The following is a 17,525-nucleotide window of genomic DNA, read 5'->3' on the forward strand; positions in this document are numbered from 1 at the left end:
ATTGCACTTATTATCCGAATCTAGGAAATAATATTATTTTATGTTCTGACATCATGAATTGTGTAAGAACTCCCTCTATGACGACTACCTAACCAAATTAATGACTATCAAAATTGTAAATTATTTATAAATAAATATACTGTATACAATTTACATTATCCAGGTAAGTATGCTACAAATACTTTGTTGAACTTGGTATCAGTGTGTATTGGGTTTTAGTGTAAGCGCGAAACTCAACAATTGGGTATTAAGAACGGCACGAATATTTATGGTGAACAACAACTTATGTATAGCTGATTTAAGGGGAATGCATACATTACTTAGTTGTTGCTTTTGCCATGAAATATTATCGCCATCAGCAGTTAAATTGAATATTAAATAAAATAATAAAAGGAAACCCAAATGTTTTTTAAAAAATTGACTTTAACCAGTGCGATATTGTGTGCACTTTCTGGCTGTGGTGGCAGTGATGATTCTACAAACACTTTACCTGAGCCAACCCCACCAGTCACTGTAACGCCAGCTGATCCTGAAGTTGAACCGAGTGATCCTGAGGTTGAACCAACTGATCCTGAAGTTGAACCGAGTGATCCTGAGGTTGAACCCACTGACCCTGAAGTTGAACCTACTGAACCAGAGGTTGATTATACCAGTGCGTTAGAACCAGCTTTAGCACTTGATGTGGTTAAAACCAATATTAATACTGTAGGCGGTGAGGGCCAGTCATTTTATGTTGACTTAACACAAGAGTCAGAAACTTTAGTTGTCAGCTTATTTGCAGGAGTAGAAAACAAAGATCTTGGTGATCCAGACTTGTATGTTAAATACGAGGGTGAGGCAAGTGCAGGCGCTGAGGGCGTTTTCGATTGCGTATCATATAAAGGCAGCAACAATAACGAAACATGCATTATTGATAAACCTAAGGCAGGTAGATACCATATTTATATGGATGCTTATGAAGGCGGTGATGCAGTTGATGCGTCTATGTTTGCCACTACGGGTTTATTTAGCGCAAATATGATGTGTGAAGAGCCTGTAAGGATCCGTGCGCAATCAATGTCAAATGCTGAGCTTGAAGAAGCATGTACAGTGATCACCCAGACTAAAAGATTATTCGATGAAACGCTGCACTCAGGGCTTACGCCAGAGTTTCAACAAGCTGTGCCAGATGATTTAAATGAGATCACGAATATTCATATTTTCTCTAGCCTTTCTAATCATGCAGCTTGGGCAGAGCATCTTGTTAATACAAATAACACCAGCGGCATTTACTTTGAGACTTCACCTACTCAGTGGTGGCATAGCTCTGATATTTGGACCTTTGATGCTCTTGAATGGACTGAAGGACGTTCAGTGATTCGTTCTCTAGCTCATGAATATGTGCATGCATTAGATGGGCGTTATAATAAAGAAGGTGCTTATAAAAGTAGTGTAAATTGGTGGACGGAAGGGCTTGCTGAGTACCTTGGTACATTTAACGAGTTATATTACACCCGCGTATCGACTGCTCATGATGGTGAAGCCGCTTCATTGGCTGATATTTTTGCTGGTAACGCAGATGCATATTCGTGGGGACAGTTAGCTGTTTCTTTTCTAATAGAAAATCACCCTGAATTGGTTTATCAAATGCTTGTTCATATGCGTGCCGGTGAATGGGAAGACTTTGAACTGTTATTGGACAATATAGCAACAGACAATCAAGCTGAGTTTACAACGTGGTTATCAACAACCTTAGTTGATCAATATAAAGAAAGTGTTGAGGTTCTTACTCTTGGTGACTACAAGCAAATCAATGGCCGAGGTGGGTGGTTGTTTTCTGTCGATGTTCCTGCAGGGCTACCTTCAATTACTTTTGCAACTCAGGGAGGGTCTGCTAGCGTAGACTTGTGGGTGAAAAAAGGGGCTGCTCTTCATCCTGCAGTTGATACTGAATTCACTTGTACTTCAATAACAGAAAGTACCAATACAGAAAACTGCACAATAAGCATGCCTGAGTCTGGTAAATATTATATTGCAGTGGCTTCTGACTTTGTTGGCGCAGATGTTGTAGATCTTTACTTTAGTGCCTGCGCGGGAGATGACTGTGCAGTTACCACTCCAGAGCAACAAGCCTTGGTGACTGTGACAGAACCTTACCTACCACATTGGCCTGAAAAAGGGACGCTTGGTACATGTAGCTTGGCTGAAACATACTATAATTCAAGTAAACCTGCGCTTGATTTGAGTATTACAAACCCAACAGAGAAACTTGTTAAAGTTTATTGGCTTAATAGAAATACGGGCGACAAAGGCGGTAATCCTTATGTAACGTTAGGCCAAGATGAGAGTTATGTCTCAGATGATTGGAATATTGGTCACCGTATCATGTTAACAGATGGTGCTGATAACTGTTTAGGTGTTGCGTTACTGAATGATGAAAATAACACATTTAACGTCACTGAAGAAATGGTCGTTGATGCATTAGATGAAGCCCCACCCGCTGAAATTCCAGAAGCAACAGCAGTGATGCAAAGTTGTGATCTCGCAGTTCCCTATGAGAGAACATCAAATAGTGCACCAAATCTTCAAGTTATAAATACCATGAGCGATCCTGTTAAACTTTATTGGATAAATAATACTACAGGAGAACCAGCCCTTGATTATGTTTATGCTACATTGGCTGAAGGTGAAATTTATACTCAAACTTATTGGGCCGCGGGTGATCGAATGATGGTGACTGATGAAAGTAATAGCTGTATTGGTGTACTTGATTTGAATGATACTGACAACGTATTCGTTTTAGGTAACTAAACAATAGGTATGTAGGGTTATTTCATCGGTTAACTGATAAGTAATTAAATAATGGCGCTCGTTATAATGAGCGCCTTTTATGTTTCACTTTTTTAAATATGGCCTAATGTTGCCAGCATATCTTTTAACTGCTCTTGCTCTAGCATTGCTAAAGGTAATAATGGTCTTCTAGGAGGACCCACTTTATTACCTTGTAAGTCGAAGCCTGATTTAATTGCGGCTGCTAAACCTGCTTTAACTATAAATTCTAAAAAATTATATTGCTGATAAAACAGCTCCCGGGCTTTATTTTGATCACCACTTTTAACCGCTTCAAAAAGTTGCTTTGGCTTATCTGCTATTAAGCATGGCGCGGCAGTACACCAACCACTTGCACCTGCATTAAGTGCTTCCAATGCCATATGATTACAGCCATTGAAAAATGGCACCATTGCCCCTGAAAGTTTATAAATTTTATGCATACGTTGAATATCACCCGTACTTTCTTTGATCATGCTGGCATTTTTTATATTAGCAATCATCTTGAGCATAAATTGGGGCGACATATCAACACCACATGTTGCAGGATTATTGTAGACCATGATAGGTAGAGGGGTTGCATCTGATACGCTTTGATAATGTGAATAAATTTCTTCTTCAACCAACTTATAATATGAAAAAGGCGAGAGCATAATTACATCAGCCCCAATTTGGTGTGCATATTTAGCACGTTTAACGGCTTGCTCTGTCGTTAACTCAGCAATACCAATCACGACAGGCACTCTACCTTGAACATGCTTTACAGTATGACTTGCAACGTCTTGCCATTCTTTTTCACTTAAATAGGCGGCTTCCCCTGCGCTTCCCAGTGCTGCAATCGCATTAACCTCTGATGCTATTAATGTATCAATGACCATTTCTAGCTTGGATAAATCAACGCCTTCACCGTCAGCGTTAAATGGGGTTGTTGGGTAACCTATGATGCCTGTTAAATTCATTTTTATACTCCTAAATACAGTCTTTGTGGGTTTTTAATGCCTGTCTTGCATAATAGGCAAAGTTAATTTTGTTGCGTTTATCGGTTGATAGCCAGTCATGAGCTTCTTGAGCTAAGTCGTGGGGGAGCGGTTTTATTTCACCTGCCGCCATTGCTAATAATTGCAGCTTCGCTGCGCGTTCAATTAAAATTGCAAGGTTGCATGCTTCTTCAATCGTTTTGCCTATAACAAGCTGCCCATGGTGAGCCAGAAATACAGCTCTGTTATCTCCCAGCGCTTTGGAAATAAGCATACCTTCCTCATTCCCTACCGGTACTCCTGGCCAATTGGCTACAAATGAGCAGTCATTGTATAAACCACAGGTATCCATTTGAGATATGGTTAAAGGAACTTCTAGCATCGACAGTGCGGCAATGTGTGTTGGGTGTGTGTGAATAATACAATTTACTTGCGGGTGCTCGTTATAAATCCAAGTATGGAAGCGGTTTGCTGGATTAGCCATGCCTTCACCGTTTAACGGCTCTAAATCTTGATCAACCTCAATTAAATTATTAGCTGATACTTCGTCAAACCCTAACCCAAATTGTTGTGTTAAAAAGGTGTTTTTAGCATCAGTGCGGCTTGTTATTTGCCCTGCAAGTCCTGAATCATGCCCTTTATCGAATAAAATTCTGCAAGTTAGCGCCAGTTTTTCACGCTGAGATAACTGTTCTTGGTCAATAAACCCTTGCATTTGATTTTGTGCATCTTGCATCAAGGTTTCTTTTGTTGTGTTTAGTGTCTTCATCTGAGCTCTCTCATTTATGTTTTGACAATGACAACAAGATAGCGATAGTCTGGGGTAAAAATAAGAGCCAGAAACATAAAGTTAAGGGGTCCAGTGGTGAGGCGATTATGTTAAGGCCTTGGGATATTCAATTCTCGTTTGAAGATAGCCCAGCAAAGACACTGCATGCTAAATTATTGAATTGCATTACAGTGGACATCAAAAGCGGGAGACTGGCAGCTGGCGTAATGTTGCCTGGGACTCGCTCACTCGCGAAGCAATTAGGTATAAATCGAAAAACTGTCCAGCAAGTCTATGAAGAGCTTGAGGCTCAAGGATGGTTGAAAAGTAAGCAGCGAAGCGGTACGTTTGTATCTGAAATCACGCCGGAGAAAGATTTATCTGCTTCAGACTCGAGGTTGATCAATAATACAATTAAAACTAAGCCCTCATCTAAGTTAGTTGAAAGCTTGTATTTGGATGCCGTGGTATTAGCTGATTGTGTATCGATAACGAATGATGGTACACCTGATGCGCGTTTGATCCCCTATGAGTTACTCGCGCGAACGTATAGGCGTGTTTGTGTTAACTTGAGTCGCCAAGCTAAGCTTGGTTATGGCGATCCTCGCGGCGCTATTGAACTTCGTAACTCAATACAAAAAATGCTTTTTAGCGACCGTTTTATAAATTGCTCCAATCAAGATATATGCATCGTAAGAGGCAGCCAAATGGGGATTTATTTAGCATCACGAATATTAGATGCTAAAAAAGGCGCCATAATTATGGAAGAGTTGAGTTATTTGCCTGCGCATGCTGCATTTGAGGCTAATGGGTTTAAAATTATAAAATGTCGGCTAGATGAGCAGGGCCTTGATATTGATCACTTACGTGAAATACTTAGCACTAATGAAGTATCAGGTATATATGTAACCCCTCATCATCAATACCCAACAACAGTCTGTTTGCCAATGCAGCGACGGCTCGCCTTACTGGAGTTATCCAAGAGATACCAATTCTCTGTGATTGAAGATGATTATGATCATGAATTTCATTATGAAGCTAACCCTATTCCACCACTTGCGAGTTTACCTAATTCTGAAAATGTAGTGCATATTGGCTCAATGTCAAAGGTGTTCGCACCAGGGTTGCGGTTGGGATATATTGTTGCAGATACTCGGTTTATAGAAAGAGCTGCTCAGGAAATCGTTTTAATTGATAGGCAGGGTAATACTATTACTGAATATGTTATTGCTGATTTAATGGATTCAGGTGAAGTCAAACGACATATCAGAAAGGTTAGGCGAGAGTATAAAGCACGAAGAGACCATGCAGCAAAAGAGTTTACTAGGTTGTTTCAAGGAAAAGCGACATTTGCATTACCAACAGGAGGGCTGGCAATATGGGTGGATATATCAAAGTTAGTGCAAGGTAAAAATGTAGCTGATTTCAACAATAGTGATTCAACATTAAATACTTTTTTTGCTGCAGAGCAAAAAACACCTACCCATATTAGGTTTGGCTTTGGCGCGATTAGTATGGATGAAGTTACACGATCGATTCAAAAATTAGCTGATGAGTTAATTACCTAACAATTTATTGTTAGTCGGCTTTTATTTGTATTTATTATAGGCTAAATGGACTATTTTACCGATAATTTAACAATAAAAGATCACCTATTTAGCAAGTGATATCAAGAACTCACTACTAGGTATTAGACTAAAGTCTATAGGTTAAATTTCTTCATCTATCGGGTTTGTTTTTATCGTTTGTTCCGTTTGAGCAAAAGCTCTAAAGTTCATCTGTCGGCAACAATGACGGCGTAACTTAATAGGAATATAATCATGAAACTAACACTAATCAAAACCATCGCACTTGGCTCATTATTAACTTGCTCAGCAGCTGCTATGGCTGATGGAAGTGAGTATAAGTTAATGGTTATCCAGCAAGCAACTGCACCGCAGCAACTTGAAGAGTCATTTAATAGCTGTGTATCAAATGTTCAGTCTAAAAATTACGAACGAGCTGAATCAATTTGTACAAAAGCTATCGCACTTTTAAAAGAAAGCGAAGGGTCAAAATTTAAAGTACGCCAATTAACATCGTTTGCATTAAGCAACCGTGGTGTATCTCGTATCATGGCTAAAAACGATACAGCAGGTCTAGCTGATTTATACGAAGCGACACAAATCTCTGATAACACGTTAGTGTCTCATAACCTAACGCGTGCTAAAGAAGACCTTTCTTTATAAGGTTTTACCCTAGCTTATAAATACGCTTTAAAAAGCCACGTTAGTTAACTCTAACGTGGCTTTTTAGTTTTTGATTTGACTACCTGTTGTAACGTCACCACCTTTCTTCTCTATTTGTGTTTTCAGCTATTCACATCTATTACTTTTCCTCATCGTCACCCTTCGAAAAAGTCGTTTGTTTGTTACTAATTTGTTAAGCAATATCTGTTGGTGCTAATGGCCGATAAATAGGGTTGTTGTTGCTTTTAGCTTCAATTATTTGTGCTTTGTACACCCGGCCATGCACTATATCAACATTAACAACAAGGGTATTCATGACTTTTATAAAACCGTCGGTATTGGCGAGTGCTGTGTTTTTCTTTACGCACCAAGCGCAAGCTACCACAGCTCTCGATACAGTTGACCAGCAACTAGCTGACTTAAATGAGCAAATTGAGTTATTACAAAAAAAACTATCAAAAGTAACAATGCAAAGTAAACATGTAGAAAGTGTTGAAAAGCAAAATAGCACTGAAGCCCCAAAGCCAGAAGGTATAAAAATAGGCGGTGCTGTAAGGACTAATTATAGTTACGTCTCCTATGATGATGGCACAAAAGACAGGGGGGGAGATTTTGACTTTGATATTTTTAGACTTAACTTTTCAGGAGAGGTAGGCGATGTAGAGCTTAATGCTGAAATTCGCTTTTTTGACTATATGACGGCAATTAAATATGCCTATGCTGCATATGACTTTAGTTCTCAATGGCAAATACAAGCTGGCATGACCAAAGTACCATTTGGCAATTGGCCCTATAATTCACATAGTTATTTTTTTAGTACCAATTATTATATCGGTTTAGAGGATGATCATGATTTAGGAGTCGTTCTAAAGCGTAAAGTAGCGGATAACTGGCAACTTGATATTGGCTTTTTTAAAAATGATGAACAGGGAGGAATAGATGGCTATGTTGATAATCGCAGCGATCGCTACTCCTATGATGTGGTTGGTTTTAGAACCCTTGATGAAGGTGTGTATGCTGAGCCAATCGACGAGATAGCAGAGTATAATACTTTGTCAATGCGTTATGGTTATCACGTTGAACATGAAAATGGTAAAACAGAAATTGGGTTTTCAGCTTTAAGTGGAGGCCTTCATGATGGTAATGATCGAGCTGGTGACTATCAATCTTGGGCGTTACACTTAAATAGTCATATTGGTCCTTGGAATTTTCAGATTCAGCACGGTGAGTACGATTATGATATTGAAAATGCAAATCGCATGGCCGTTGGTGCCTACTCTTTTTACGATAGTATTGCAGCGAAAGCAACCACATCGAATGCTAATATTGCCTATAATTTAGCTGTGGATTGGGGGCCTGTTACAGGGGTACAATTTTATAATGACTATGGAATTATTTATGACAAGTCAGATAATAGTGAAGATACTTGGATGAATGTGACAGGATTTTCAGTCGCAGCTGGTGGACTTTTTACTTACTTTGATTTTGTAAATGCGAAGAATCAGCCTTTTGTTGGAGGCTCTATTGCCGGTGATAGTGATGATGTAGAACAACGCTTCAACATTAATATTGGCTACTACTTCTAAGGAAAGTAACTATACCCAAGCCATCTCAAAATGTGGGTGGTTTGGGAGTAAGAGTGTAAATATATCGTTAATACAATTTGCACTCTGTATGACTAATTGATACTTTAAATTGAGGTATTGCACACCTGTGCATCTATTCTAATTATGACCCACCCGCACCTTCCATGTTCCTTAAATAGTTGTAAGTAGGAAGCACAATGAAAATAAACCCGTTACCGCCGTTAAATAGTTTGGTTGCATTTGAAGCGTCAGCTCGCCACCTTAGTTTTACTTTAGCAGCACAAGAGCTAAATGTTACGCAGGGAGCGATTAGTCGACAGATTCGCCAATTAGAGGATTATTTAGGTAAGACTTTGTTCACAAGAGCAAGCCGAAGCATTCACCTAACCCCGGCAGGCTTACAATACTATCAAACAGTAAACCGTTCATTGTTAGACATAGCAGACATAACCGGTCAGGTTAAAAAGTGGCAAGGAGATAAAAAAATAACGGTTGCAACCACTAATGCTATGGCTTCATTATGGTTATTGCCCAAAGTTGCGGAGTTTCAAAATTTACATGATGATATAGATTTACGAATTCTTGCTTCTGACAATATCGTTGATTTAACAAAGTTAGAATCTGATATAGGTCTTTTTTATTGTCGCACGCCTCCTCTAGATGTAAATGTTACCCCCTTATTTAGTGAGGAAGTATTTCCTGTCTGTAGCCCTGGATATTTAAGTAAAATTGGCAACCCAACAGCAGCAAGCGAGATATTTTCAAAAACTATTTTAAACTTAGATGAAATGCAAATGGGTTGGGTGAATTGGGAGGAATGGTTTACAGGCGTAGATCTTGATTTTATTGAACCAAAAAATCGAGTCAATATAAATAATTACCCTATGCTGTTGCAGGCGTGCATTAATGGTCAAGGCATTGCTTTGGCATGGGGATCACTTGTTGATGAATATTTACAAAGTGGGGTATTAATACGTCCAACAGAACACGTGCTGGCAACAAACTCTAAGTTTTCAATGCTTGAGCCTAATAATGGTGGGCGTGTGCCTGCAAGTGTTAAATTGTTCAGGGAATGGTTGCTAACACAATTACCCATAGAGGTTGGTGATACAGGCTTAATTTGATTTTATGATACGAGAAAGCTCCCGTATACTGCGGGAGCTTTTTTATAACGAATTAAAATTAAAGTTACTCTGTTTTATGAGTGGGGTTTAAATGCTCAACAGGCCCATCTAGCTGCTCTTTACAGGGATGAACATGCTGTGGCAGCATAGCCCAAGGTTTTGGCTCACGACGTATACTGTAAAAAAGTGTGACTCCCATCATTAATATAAAAATGGAAATAGGGAAGCCAATGATAATAGAGGCATATTTAATCGCCTGTAGGCCACCCGCGTATATTAAAACCCATGCAATTAGCGCGATAACAATACCCCATAAAATACGAATTGATTTTGGTGGTTCAGTATCGCCAGCTGCATCTAGGATACATAAAATTAAAGTTCCTGAATCAGCCGATGTAATAAAGTAAGTTGCAAGTAAAATGCAAGCAAGTACGCTTAATAACTTACCAAGGATCGCACCATCTAAGTTATCAAATAAAGTGAATAATGCACGCGTACTGTCTTTCTTCGTTGCATTTAATATTTGACCGCCAGTAAATTCGCCAGTGTCTATTTGAGCTTCTGAGTCTGCTATTACGGTTTGTTGTTGGTGAGCAACTCGCTCATTTTGTTCCATTTTAAGTGCACTTCCACCAAAAACAGATAGCCAGATAAAGGCAATGACTGTTGGAGCAACAAGTGCACCTCCAATGAGCTCTCTGATCGTGCGCCCGCGGGAAATACGCGCTATGAACATCCCTACAAAAGGTGCCCAAGTCATCCACCAAGGCCAATAAAAAGCAGTCCAAGAGCTTTGCCAACCTGAATCACTTTGAGTGTCGGTCCATAGGCCCATACTGACCAGATTTTGCATGTAGTTACCAGTACTTTCCATAAAAATATTAAGAACATACCGGGTAGGACCTATTGCTAGAACAATTAGTACTAATAAAAGTGACAGTAACATATTCCATTGAGATAAAAGCCGAATACCACGGCCAACCCCTGACAACACAGATCCAACAGCAATTGTACACAAAGTAACAATTAATATTGATTGGGTCATTAAGCTCACCTCAATACCAAAAGTTTGCTCTAATCCTGAGTTGATCTGAATAACACCTAAACTTAATGTTTGGGCAATACCAAATGCAGTTACGGCAACAGTAATAATATCTGCAATATGGCCAATAGGTCCGTAAATACGCTCGCCAACAATAGGATATAAAATCGATCTAAATGTAAAAGGTAAGCCTTTACGGTACGAAAAGTAAGAAAGTGCCAGTGCAACAATGACAAATAACGACCATGGGTGGAGTCCCCAATGGTAAAAGGTGAGCTGCATAGACATTGAAGCCGCCTCATCAGTTAGTCCCTTAGTAAATGGATTAGAGGCATAGTGCCACATTGGCTCAGCGACTGACCAAAAAACTAACCCTATACCCATTCCCCCTGAAAATAACATGGCAATCCATGCCCAAAAACTGAACTCGGGTTTATCGTCATCATTTTCACTTAACCTAATATGACCATAACGGCTAACCATAAGGTAAGCTAAAAACCCAACGACTAAAGTGACTAAGCCGATAGAAAACCACTTCATATTGTAAAGTAGAAAGGTAGATAAAGTTTCGAAATATTGCCCCGCTTTATTTGCAAGTATCACAATAAATAATATAAACGCAATGAGTATAACTTTTGACGCTATCGTCACCGTGGGATTTAGTCCTTTGAGGACCCCCGACTTAGCTCGAATGACGGATTTTTTCATGTGTGTGCCCCGATGTTGTTTTTCTTGTTGTTGAATAAGTTTTAAGAAACTAAAAAATTAACCAGTATTTTACAAATGATTAATTCTCATTGTTTCATGAGTTTTGGTTATGTGAGCGCTTAGCACTGTGTGCTTCAAAAATGAATAAAATGATAACGCATGATAAAAACTCATAGATAGGAGGCTAATTAATCGTTTGTTTAGTGCGTTTTTGTTAATCAAAATCAACTCAATTGATAACAAAATGTAGTTGCGCTGAATAGGCTTATTTGAAGTTGGGTTGTATCTAACATTTAAAGAAAGCCATGGTGTTTCTGCAATTGTATGTACCGTCACTTCCACACTTGGAGATACAACAATGAGCATTGCAAAACAAACAATTATTCCTATTCAACAAATTGACCAAGTACTAAACCCTATCCATGAAGCAACGGGTATGCCTAATGAAGCTTATACAAATCCAGAATATTTTAAATTTGAGCGTGACCACGTCTTTAGTAACACTTGGGTGTGTGTCGGTTTTGCATCTGATTTAATAAAAAATGGGTATGTTTTACCTATTGATTTTATGGACTTGCCCTTATTAATGATGAAAAACCGCCAAGGTGATGTGCAAGTATTTCATAATGTATGTAGCCACCGTGGAATGAAGTTAGTACACGAAGCGGGTGAAGTTCAGGGCATGATCCGCTGCCCTTATCACTCTTGGACATATGATTTAAATGGCAGTCTAAAAGGCACACCTCATGTGGGAGGTATAGGCAAACATAAGGACGATCGCTTTAAATGTGAGCAACACGGCTTAAAACCACTGCGTTCAGCTATATGGATGGATATGGTATTCGTCAATTTATCTGCTGATGCGCCAAGTTTTGAGCAACACATTGCGCCTCTTCAAAAGCGTTGGCATGAATTTTTAGGCGATGATGGGCTTAGTTTGTTACGCAGAGCAAATATGGGCGGTCACCTCGAAATTGAAGTTAAAAGTAACTGGAAGCTAACCATAGAGAACTTTTGTGAAGCCTATCACTTACCTTGGGTTCACCCAGCATTGAACACTTATTCGAAGCTAGAAGATCATTACAATATTATGTTTGATGAACGTTTTTCTGGTCAAGGAAGCTATAAATATAATTTATCCGATACTGCAGGTACACATCTTCCTAAATTTCCTAGCTGGCCAGAAGATAAACTGCGCCATGCCGAATACATTGCGTTGTTTCCAAATGTATTAATTGGCATTCAAGCCGATCATGCATTTGCCATGATGATTGACCCAATTAGCACTGACAAAACAATTGAGCGGCTACGCATATTTTATATCACAGATGAAGCAATTAAAGATGAATATGCTGCGTGTCGTACTGCAACACTTGAATCTTGGCGAGTTGTGTTTGGAGAAGATATCGGGGCTGTTGAGGGGATGCAGCAAGGTCGTTATTCACCGGGATTCGGTGGCGGTGCATTTTCACCTGAAATGGATACGCCAACTCACTTTTTCCAAATTTGGTTAGCGCAGCAAGTTAAATCAGTATCGGAGGCTTAAATGAAGCATTATTTAAATTATATCAATGGTCAGTGGGTCGATTCTGAGCAGCAACTTACTGTGATGAACCCTTCATCGGCCATGACATATGCAACAATAGCAAGTGCCACGATAAAAGATGCAGATAATGCAATGCAAGCTGCAAGCCTATGCGTGCAAGGCGGTGAGCTTTCGCAGGTGCGCCCAGCCATTCGCACTACATGGATGCTCAATGCTGCAAAAGCAATTAGAGATATAGCGGATGAAGGAGCTTTAGTTCTTTGCCGTGAAAATGGCAAATCACTTATTGATGCAAAAGATGAGTTTTTAGAAGCAGCTCGTTATTTTGAATATTACGGTGGTATGGCGGACAAACTTGAAGGCACATCTATCCCTTTAGGTAAAAACTATATTGATTTTACACAATACGTGCCAATGGGCGTGTCGGTACAAATTGTTCCATGGAATTTCCCCGTATCAATTTGTGCACGTTCTTTAGCTCCGGCATTGGCAGCAGGAAATGCCGTGGTAATTAAGTCACCCGAAATATCTCCTATTGGTATGGTGTACTTAATAAAAGCGCTGCAAAAAGCAGGCTTTCCTAAAGGGGCTATTAACTTACTGTGTGGTAAAGGCTCCACTGTCGGCAGCCACTTAGTTTCGCATAAAGATGTAAATCAGATTGTTTTTACAGGCTCAGTTCCTACCGGTCAGCGAATATTAAAAGATGCCGCTGCACGAGCTACTCCTTCAGTCATGGAGTTAGGCGGGAAGTCCGCAGCTATAGCTCTCGATGATGCAGACATACATAAGGTTATTAACAGTGTGCGCGCTGGAATTTTCTTTAACGCAGGGCAAGTTTGCTCAGCTATGTCACGTCTTTTAATCCATCAATCACGGTATCAAGAAATAAAAGATGCTGTGGTTGCAATGGCACAAAGCTTAGTGATTGGCTCAGGTGAACACCAAGTTGATTTAACGCCCGTGGTTTCTAAAGAACAACAAACCAGTGTATTAGCAATGATCGAACAAGCAAAGAAAGAAGGGGCAAATATACTCACAGGTGGTTTTGCACCTGATTTACCTGGCTATTTCGTCGCCCCAACGGTGATTGAAGTGACAGCTGATATGTCGATTGCTCAACAAGAGGTGTTTGGCCCTGTGTTAGTTGTGATGCCTTTTGAAGATGAACAACACGCTGTTGCCATTGCAAATGGCACTGAATTTGGTTTAGTTGCCGGTGTATTTGGTGAAAGGTTGAATCCGACTCTGCAAATTGCACAACAGCTACGTGGTGGACAGGTCTTTATTAATGAATGGTTTGCTGGAGGGATTGAAACACCATTTGGTGGCGTTGGCTTGTCTGGTTTTGGCCGAGAAAAAGGCCAAGAAGCAATTTATAGCTATGTACAAACACGCAATATAGCCGTTCGTTTATAGTTTTAGGGTAATTATATTAGCTTAAAATGACCTGCGTATGCTTACATTTATATACAGTGAGTAGGTCATTTTGAGCTCAATCAGTAGGATTAGAAAAATGAAAAAGTGGCTTTGTATTATTTGTGGTCTGATCTACGATGAAGCTGAAGGCTGGCCTGCAGATGGAATTTTACCAGGCACTCGCTGGGAAGATGTACCTGAGGATTGGGTATGCCCTGATTGCCTTGTTGGTAAAGCTGATTTTGAAATGATGGAGTTAAGCGACGATGAAAATACGCTTGTATCAGCCCAAGCTATTGCGGCTGAACCTGACGATATAGCACCACTGAGCGCACCTATCGTTATTGTTGGCAGTGGTCACAGTGGTTATCAAGTCGCAGCTGCATTACGTAGACAATCAAAAACAGTCGATATTACAGTATTTACAGCTGATGATGCTGCTTTATACAGTAAGCCTGCGTTGTCTAACTCATTTGCACAAGCTAAGAAAACAGCAGACTTACAAATTGAAATGGCCCTTGATTGGGAAAGTAGACTCAATATTCGTGTTTATCCATTTTCGCGTGTTGAACACATAAACCGTGAAACGAAAACCCTCTCGACTAGTATTGGCACTTACCAGTATGGGCGTTTAGTGATCGCTACTGGGGCAACAGCCATCGAAGTACCTATTTCAGGTGATTGCAGTCACGTATTTAGCGTCAATGACTTGATGGATCATGATCGATTTACACGCCACCTAGGTCAAAAAAAACGCGTTGCAATTTTAGGGGATGGTTTAATTGGTTGTGAGTTTGCTAATGATTTAATTGCTAGTGGCTACCAAGTTTCTGTTATTGGATTAGGTCAATGGCCTATGTCACGCTTGATCCCACGTGTTTTAGGTGAAGCTTTACAACAAAAGCTGTCAGAGTTAGGTGTTCAATGGTTTCTTCAAAATAGTATTAGCCATATAGAGCCAAATAATGATTCGGGTTCAATCGTTAAGCTAAGCAGTGGCGAAGAACTCGAGGTTGATATTGTACTGTCTGCGGTCGGTTTAAAGCCCAACATATACTTAGCAGAGCAAGCAGGGCTTGATGTTGAGCGAGGCATAATTGTGAATGATTATGGCCAAACCAGCGATGAAGCTATTTTTTCTTTAGGAGATTGTGCTCAAACATCACAAGGTTGGCAACCTTATATAGCACCAATTAATCAAATGCTTCCAGCGTTGGTTAATAGCTTATTAGGTAAATTTGAAAAAGCTGAGTTTGTCGCGTCACCTGTGTTAGTGAAAACACCTATCATGCCTTTATCAATTTACCCCGTTGCAGCGCAAACACAAGGACAATGGCATATTACGCAGCAAGAAGAAGAGTTTACTGCCGTGTTTAACTGTGCAGAGGGTAAAGTATTAGGTTTTGCTTTATTGGGTAAACAGGTGCAATCGACACGCAATTATTGGCTTGGACAGATTGATTTACCAACACATGCTGTAACGGAGTAGCAAATGATTAATCTACCACATGATGATAATACTTGCGGTTGGTATCACGCGCTAACACCTCAAGTTGAAAAGCCGAGCTTAAAGGGCGCTCAAAGTGCCGATTATGTTGTTTTAGGGGCTGGATTCGCAGGACTTGCAATGGCAAGACGTTTGGCTGAACTTGAACCCAATGCTCGTATTGTGCTAATTGATGCGCAACAAGTTGGCCAAGGCGCATCAGGGCGCAATTCTGGATTTGTAATCGATTTGCCGCATAAATTTTCATTAGAGCACCCAGATCCTGCCCATAAACAAAGGCTATTGTCGTTAAATCGTGCTGCAATTAAGCAGCTGTCATCTTTAATTGATAAACACAATATTGATTGTCAATGGTCCGCCGCCGGAAAATATCAAGGCGCAGTAGGGCCGCGGGGTGAAGCTTATTTAGATCATTTTGAGCATTTAATGACAGACCTAGGTGAGCCATTTGAACATGTTGATAGTAATCAACTAGCTAAAGTACTGGGCACAGATTACTACAGCCGTGCTATTTATACCCCCGGTGGTTATTTAGTTCAACCTGCTGCGTTGGCTTGTGGGCTTGCAGCGAGTCTACCAAGCAATGTTGAAGTACTTGAAAATTCGCCTATTCAACGTTTAACAAAAGAACAGGGAGCTTGGCAGTTACACGGAAAAAATGGCAGTATTAAAACAGCAAAGCTGTTATTAGGCACCAGTATTTTCACCCGCGAGTTTGGTTTTTTAAAGAACCGGTTATTACCCGTGATGACCTTTGCGAGCTGGACCCGACCATTAACCGATTATGAAATGCACCACTTCAGCGGGACGCTTGATTGGGGGCTCACACCTGCTGACCATGCTGGCACAACTTTGAGAATGACCGCTGATCGACGCATTTTAATTCGCAATACCTATAAACACGTTACGAAATATGGCAACAGCATTAACGAGAAAGTGCGTGCAGATATTCAGAGCGAACATCGCAGAGCCTTTCTAGCTAGGTATCCCCAATTAGCTCATGTACCTTTCACTCATACGTGGGGAGGGAGCTATGCTATTTCACGAAATTTCACCAATTTCTTTGGCGAACTTGATGATGGGGTCTACGCCAGTGCTTGTGATAACGGTGTGGGTGTCGCTTGGGGGACAGTATCAGGTAGTTTACTGGCTGATTACGTCGTCGGCGCAACGTCAAATGCGTTGAGTGATATACAAAAAGTAACCGGCATGCCGAGCTTAAACCCACCAGAACCATTTTTAGGTTTAGGGGTAAAAAGCCGGATCACGCTGGCGAAATGGCAAAGCAGGAGTGAAATATGAAACAGGTAAAATTAGTTGACAGCAAACTACTTAATTTCAATGTACGTGGTGACAACCCAGGTATGGCTTATGTCGCGCGAGCGCTGAGCACTGAAATATCACCTAATATTGGTGTCGGCTTTGCTAAATGGGAGGGCGCAGAGGTTGCATGGACTGTGCTCTACGATGAGGTTATTTTTGTTATTGAAGGTTGTTTTGAGCTCACTGCAGATGGCAAAACCCATCATGTATATCCGGGTCAAATGCTTTGGATACCCGAAGGAACAGAATTGGTTTACGGTGGCTATGCACTATTTGGTTATGTAGTGCACCCAGGAAATTGGAAGGAGCTTCACGGTATCGTCTAAAGCCAATAACGTTAAACTTAGTTCCCAAGCCCTTAATTCAACCCGCCGTTAAGGGCTTTTTTAGTTAATTGATTTTCTACTCGCCAAATATATCTGTGTTTGTACTTACAGCACGAAAATTAACGTTTTTAAGACTTAAGTCTATAGGTTAATTTTCTTCAT

The 17,525-nt window shown here is 40.3% G+C and carries 14 protein-coding genes and 1 pseudogene; 11 read left to right on the forward strand and 4 right to left on the reverse strand.

Going from position 1 to position 17,525, the window contains the following annotated elements:
• The first annotated feature begins 402 nt into the window (after positions 1–402).
• On the forward strand, positions 403–2,790 hold the full coding sequence (locus B5G52_RS20710) for a collagenase (RefSeq protein WP_087534523.1): 2,388 nt from the start codon (positions 403–405) through the stop codon (positions 2,788–2,790).
• A gap of 92 nt (positions 2,791–2,882) precedes the next feature.
• Here B5G52_RS20710 and B5G52_RS20715 read toward each other — a convergent pair whose 3' ends face one another.
• Both B5G52_RS20715 and B5G52_RS20720 read right to left on the reverse strand, forming a co-directional pair.
• Positions 2,883–3,767 (reverse strand): dihydrodipicolinate synthase family protein, encoded by an 885-nt coding sequence (locus tag B5G52_RS20715; RefSeq protein WP_087534524.1) that lies wholly within the window; start codon positions 3,765–3,767, stop codon positions 2,883–2,885.
• Between the two features lie 10 nt (positions 3,768–3,777).
• Positions 3,778–4,554, reverse strand: coding sequence for an aldolase (locus B5G52_RS20720; RefSeq protein ID WP_087534525.1), 777 nt, complete (start codon positions 4,552–4,554; stop codon positions 3,778–3,780).
• A gap of 107 nt (positions 4,555–4,661) precedes the next feature.
• Here B5G52_RS20720 and B5G52_RS20725 point away from each other — a divergent pair, with 107 nt between their 5' ends.
• Both B5G52_RS20725 and B5G52_RS20730 read left to right on the forward strand, forming a co-directional pair.
• On the forward strand, positions 4,662–6,122 hold the full coding sequence (locus tag B5G52_RS20725) for a PLP-dependent aminotransferase family protein (RefSeq protein ID WP_087534526.1): 1,461 nt from the start codon (positions 4,662–4,664) through the stop codon (positions 6,120–6,122).
• Between the two features lie 252 nt (positions 6,123–6,374).
• Positions 6,375–6,782: a hypothetical protein gene (locus B5G52_RS20730; protein WP_087534527.1), complete on the forward strand. Its 408-nt coding sequence runs from the start codon at positions 6,375–6,377 to the stop codon at positions 6,780–6,782.
• Between the two features lie 193 nt (positions 6,783–6,975).
• Here B5G52_RS20730 and B5G52_RS22460 read toward each other — a convergent pair whose 3' ends face one another.
• Positions 6,976–7,098 (reverse strand): hypothetical protein, encoded by a 123-nt coding sequence (locus B5G52_RS22460; RefSeq protein ID WP_254911258.1) that lies wholly within the window; start codon positions 7,096–7,098, stop codon positions 6,976–6,978.
• Between B5G52_RS22460 and B5G52_RS20735 the strand changes: the two genes are divergently transcribed.
• A complete protein-coding gene (locus B5G52_RS20735; protein WP_087534528.1) occupies positions 7,097–8,368 on the forward strand; it encodes a porin in 1,272 nt (423 codons plus the stop codon). The genes B5G52_RS22460 and B5G52_RS20735 overlap by 2 nt on opposite strands.
• A 197-nt stretch (positions 8,369–8,565) precedes the next feature.
• A complete protein-coding gene (locus B5G52_RS20740) occupies positions 8,566–9,492 on the forward strand; it encodes a LysR substrate-binding domain-containing protein (protein WP_087534529.1) in 927 nt (308 codons plus the stop codon).
• Positions 9,493–9,556: 64 nt separating this feature from the next.
• Here B5G52_RS20740 and B5G52_RS20745 read toward each other — a convergent pair whose 3' ends face one another.
• Positions 9,557–11,242 (reverse strand): BCCT family transporter, encoded by a 1,686-nt coding sequence (locus B5G52_RS20745; RefSeq protein ID WP_254911259.1) that lies wholly within the window; start codon positions 11,240–11,242, stop codon positions 9,557–9,559.
• 358 nt (positions 11,243–11,600) lie between these two features.
• On the opposite strand from B5G52_RS20745, the gene B5G52_RS20755 reads away from it, so the two are divergent.
• From B5G52_RS20755 to B5G52_RS20775, 6 genes and pseudogenes are all read left to right on the forward strand, one after another.
• Complete coding sequence (locus B5G52_RS20755) at positions 11,601–12,788, forward strand: aromatic ring-hydroxylating dioxygenase subunit alpha (protein ID WP_087534531.1); 1,188 nt, start codon at positions 11,601–11,603, stop codon at positions 12,786–12,788.
• A complete protein-coding gene (locus B5G52_RS20760) occupies positions 12,789–14,207 on the forward strand; it encodes an aldehyde dehydrogenase family protein (protein ID WP_087534532.1) in 1,419 nt (472 codons plus the stop codon).
• Positions 14,208–14,304: 97 nt separating this feature from the next.
• Positions 14,305–14,469: pseudogene (locus B5G52_RS22465) on the forward strand (rubredoxin); the annotation flags it as partial.
• Positions 14,458–15,696, forward strand: coding sequence for an NAD(P)/FAD-dependent oxidoreductase (locus B5G52_RS20765; RefSeq protein WP_254911260.1), 1,239 nt, complete (start codon positions 14,458–14,460; stop codon positions 15,694–15,696). The pseudogene B5G52_RS22465 and the gene B5G52_RS20765, both read left to right, overlap by 12 nt.
• 3 nt (positions 15,697–15,699) lie before the next feature.
• A complete protein-coding gene (locus B5G52_RS20770; protein WP_087534534.1) occupies positions 15,700–17,016 on the forward strand; it encodes an FAD-binding oxidoreductase in 1,317 nt (438 codons plus the stop codon).
• Positions 17,013–17,363 carry a cupin domain-containing protein gene (locus B5G52_RS20775; RefSeq protein ID WP_087534535.1) on the forward strand — a complete coding sequence of 117 codons (351 nt, stop codon included), beginning with the start codon at positions 17,013–17,015 and terminating at the stop codon, positions 17,361–17,363. Before B5G52_RS20770 ends, B5G52_RS20775 begins: the two co-directional genes overlap by 4 nt.
• Positions 17,364–17,525 lie beyond the last annotated feature (162 nt).

The sequence above is a fragment of the Pseudoalteromonas sp. A601 genome, assembly GCF_002165575.1.
GTDB lineage: Bacteria > Pseudomonadota > Gammaproteobacteria > Enterobacterales > Alteromonadaceae > Pseudoalteromonas.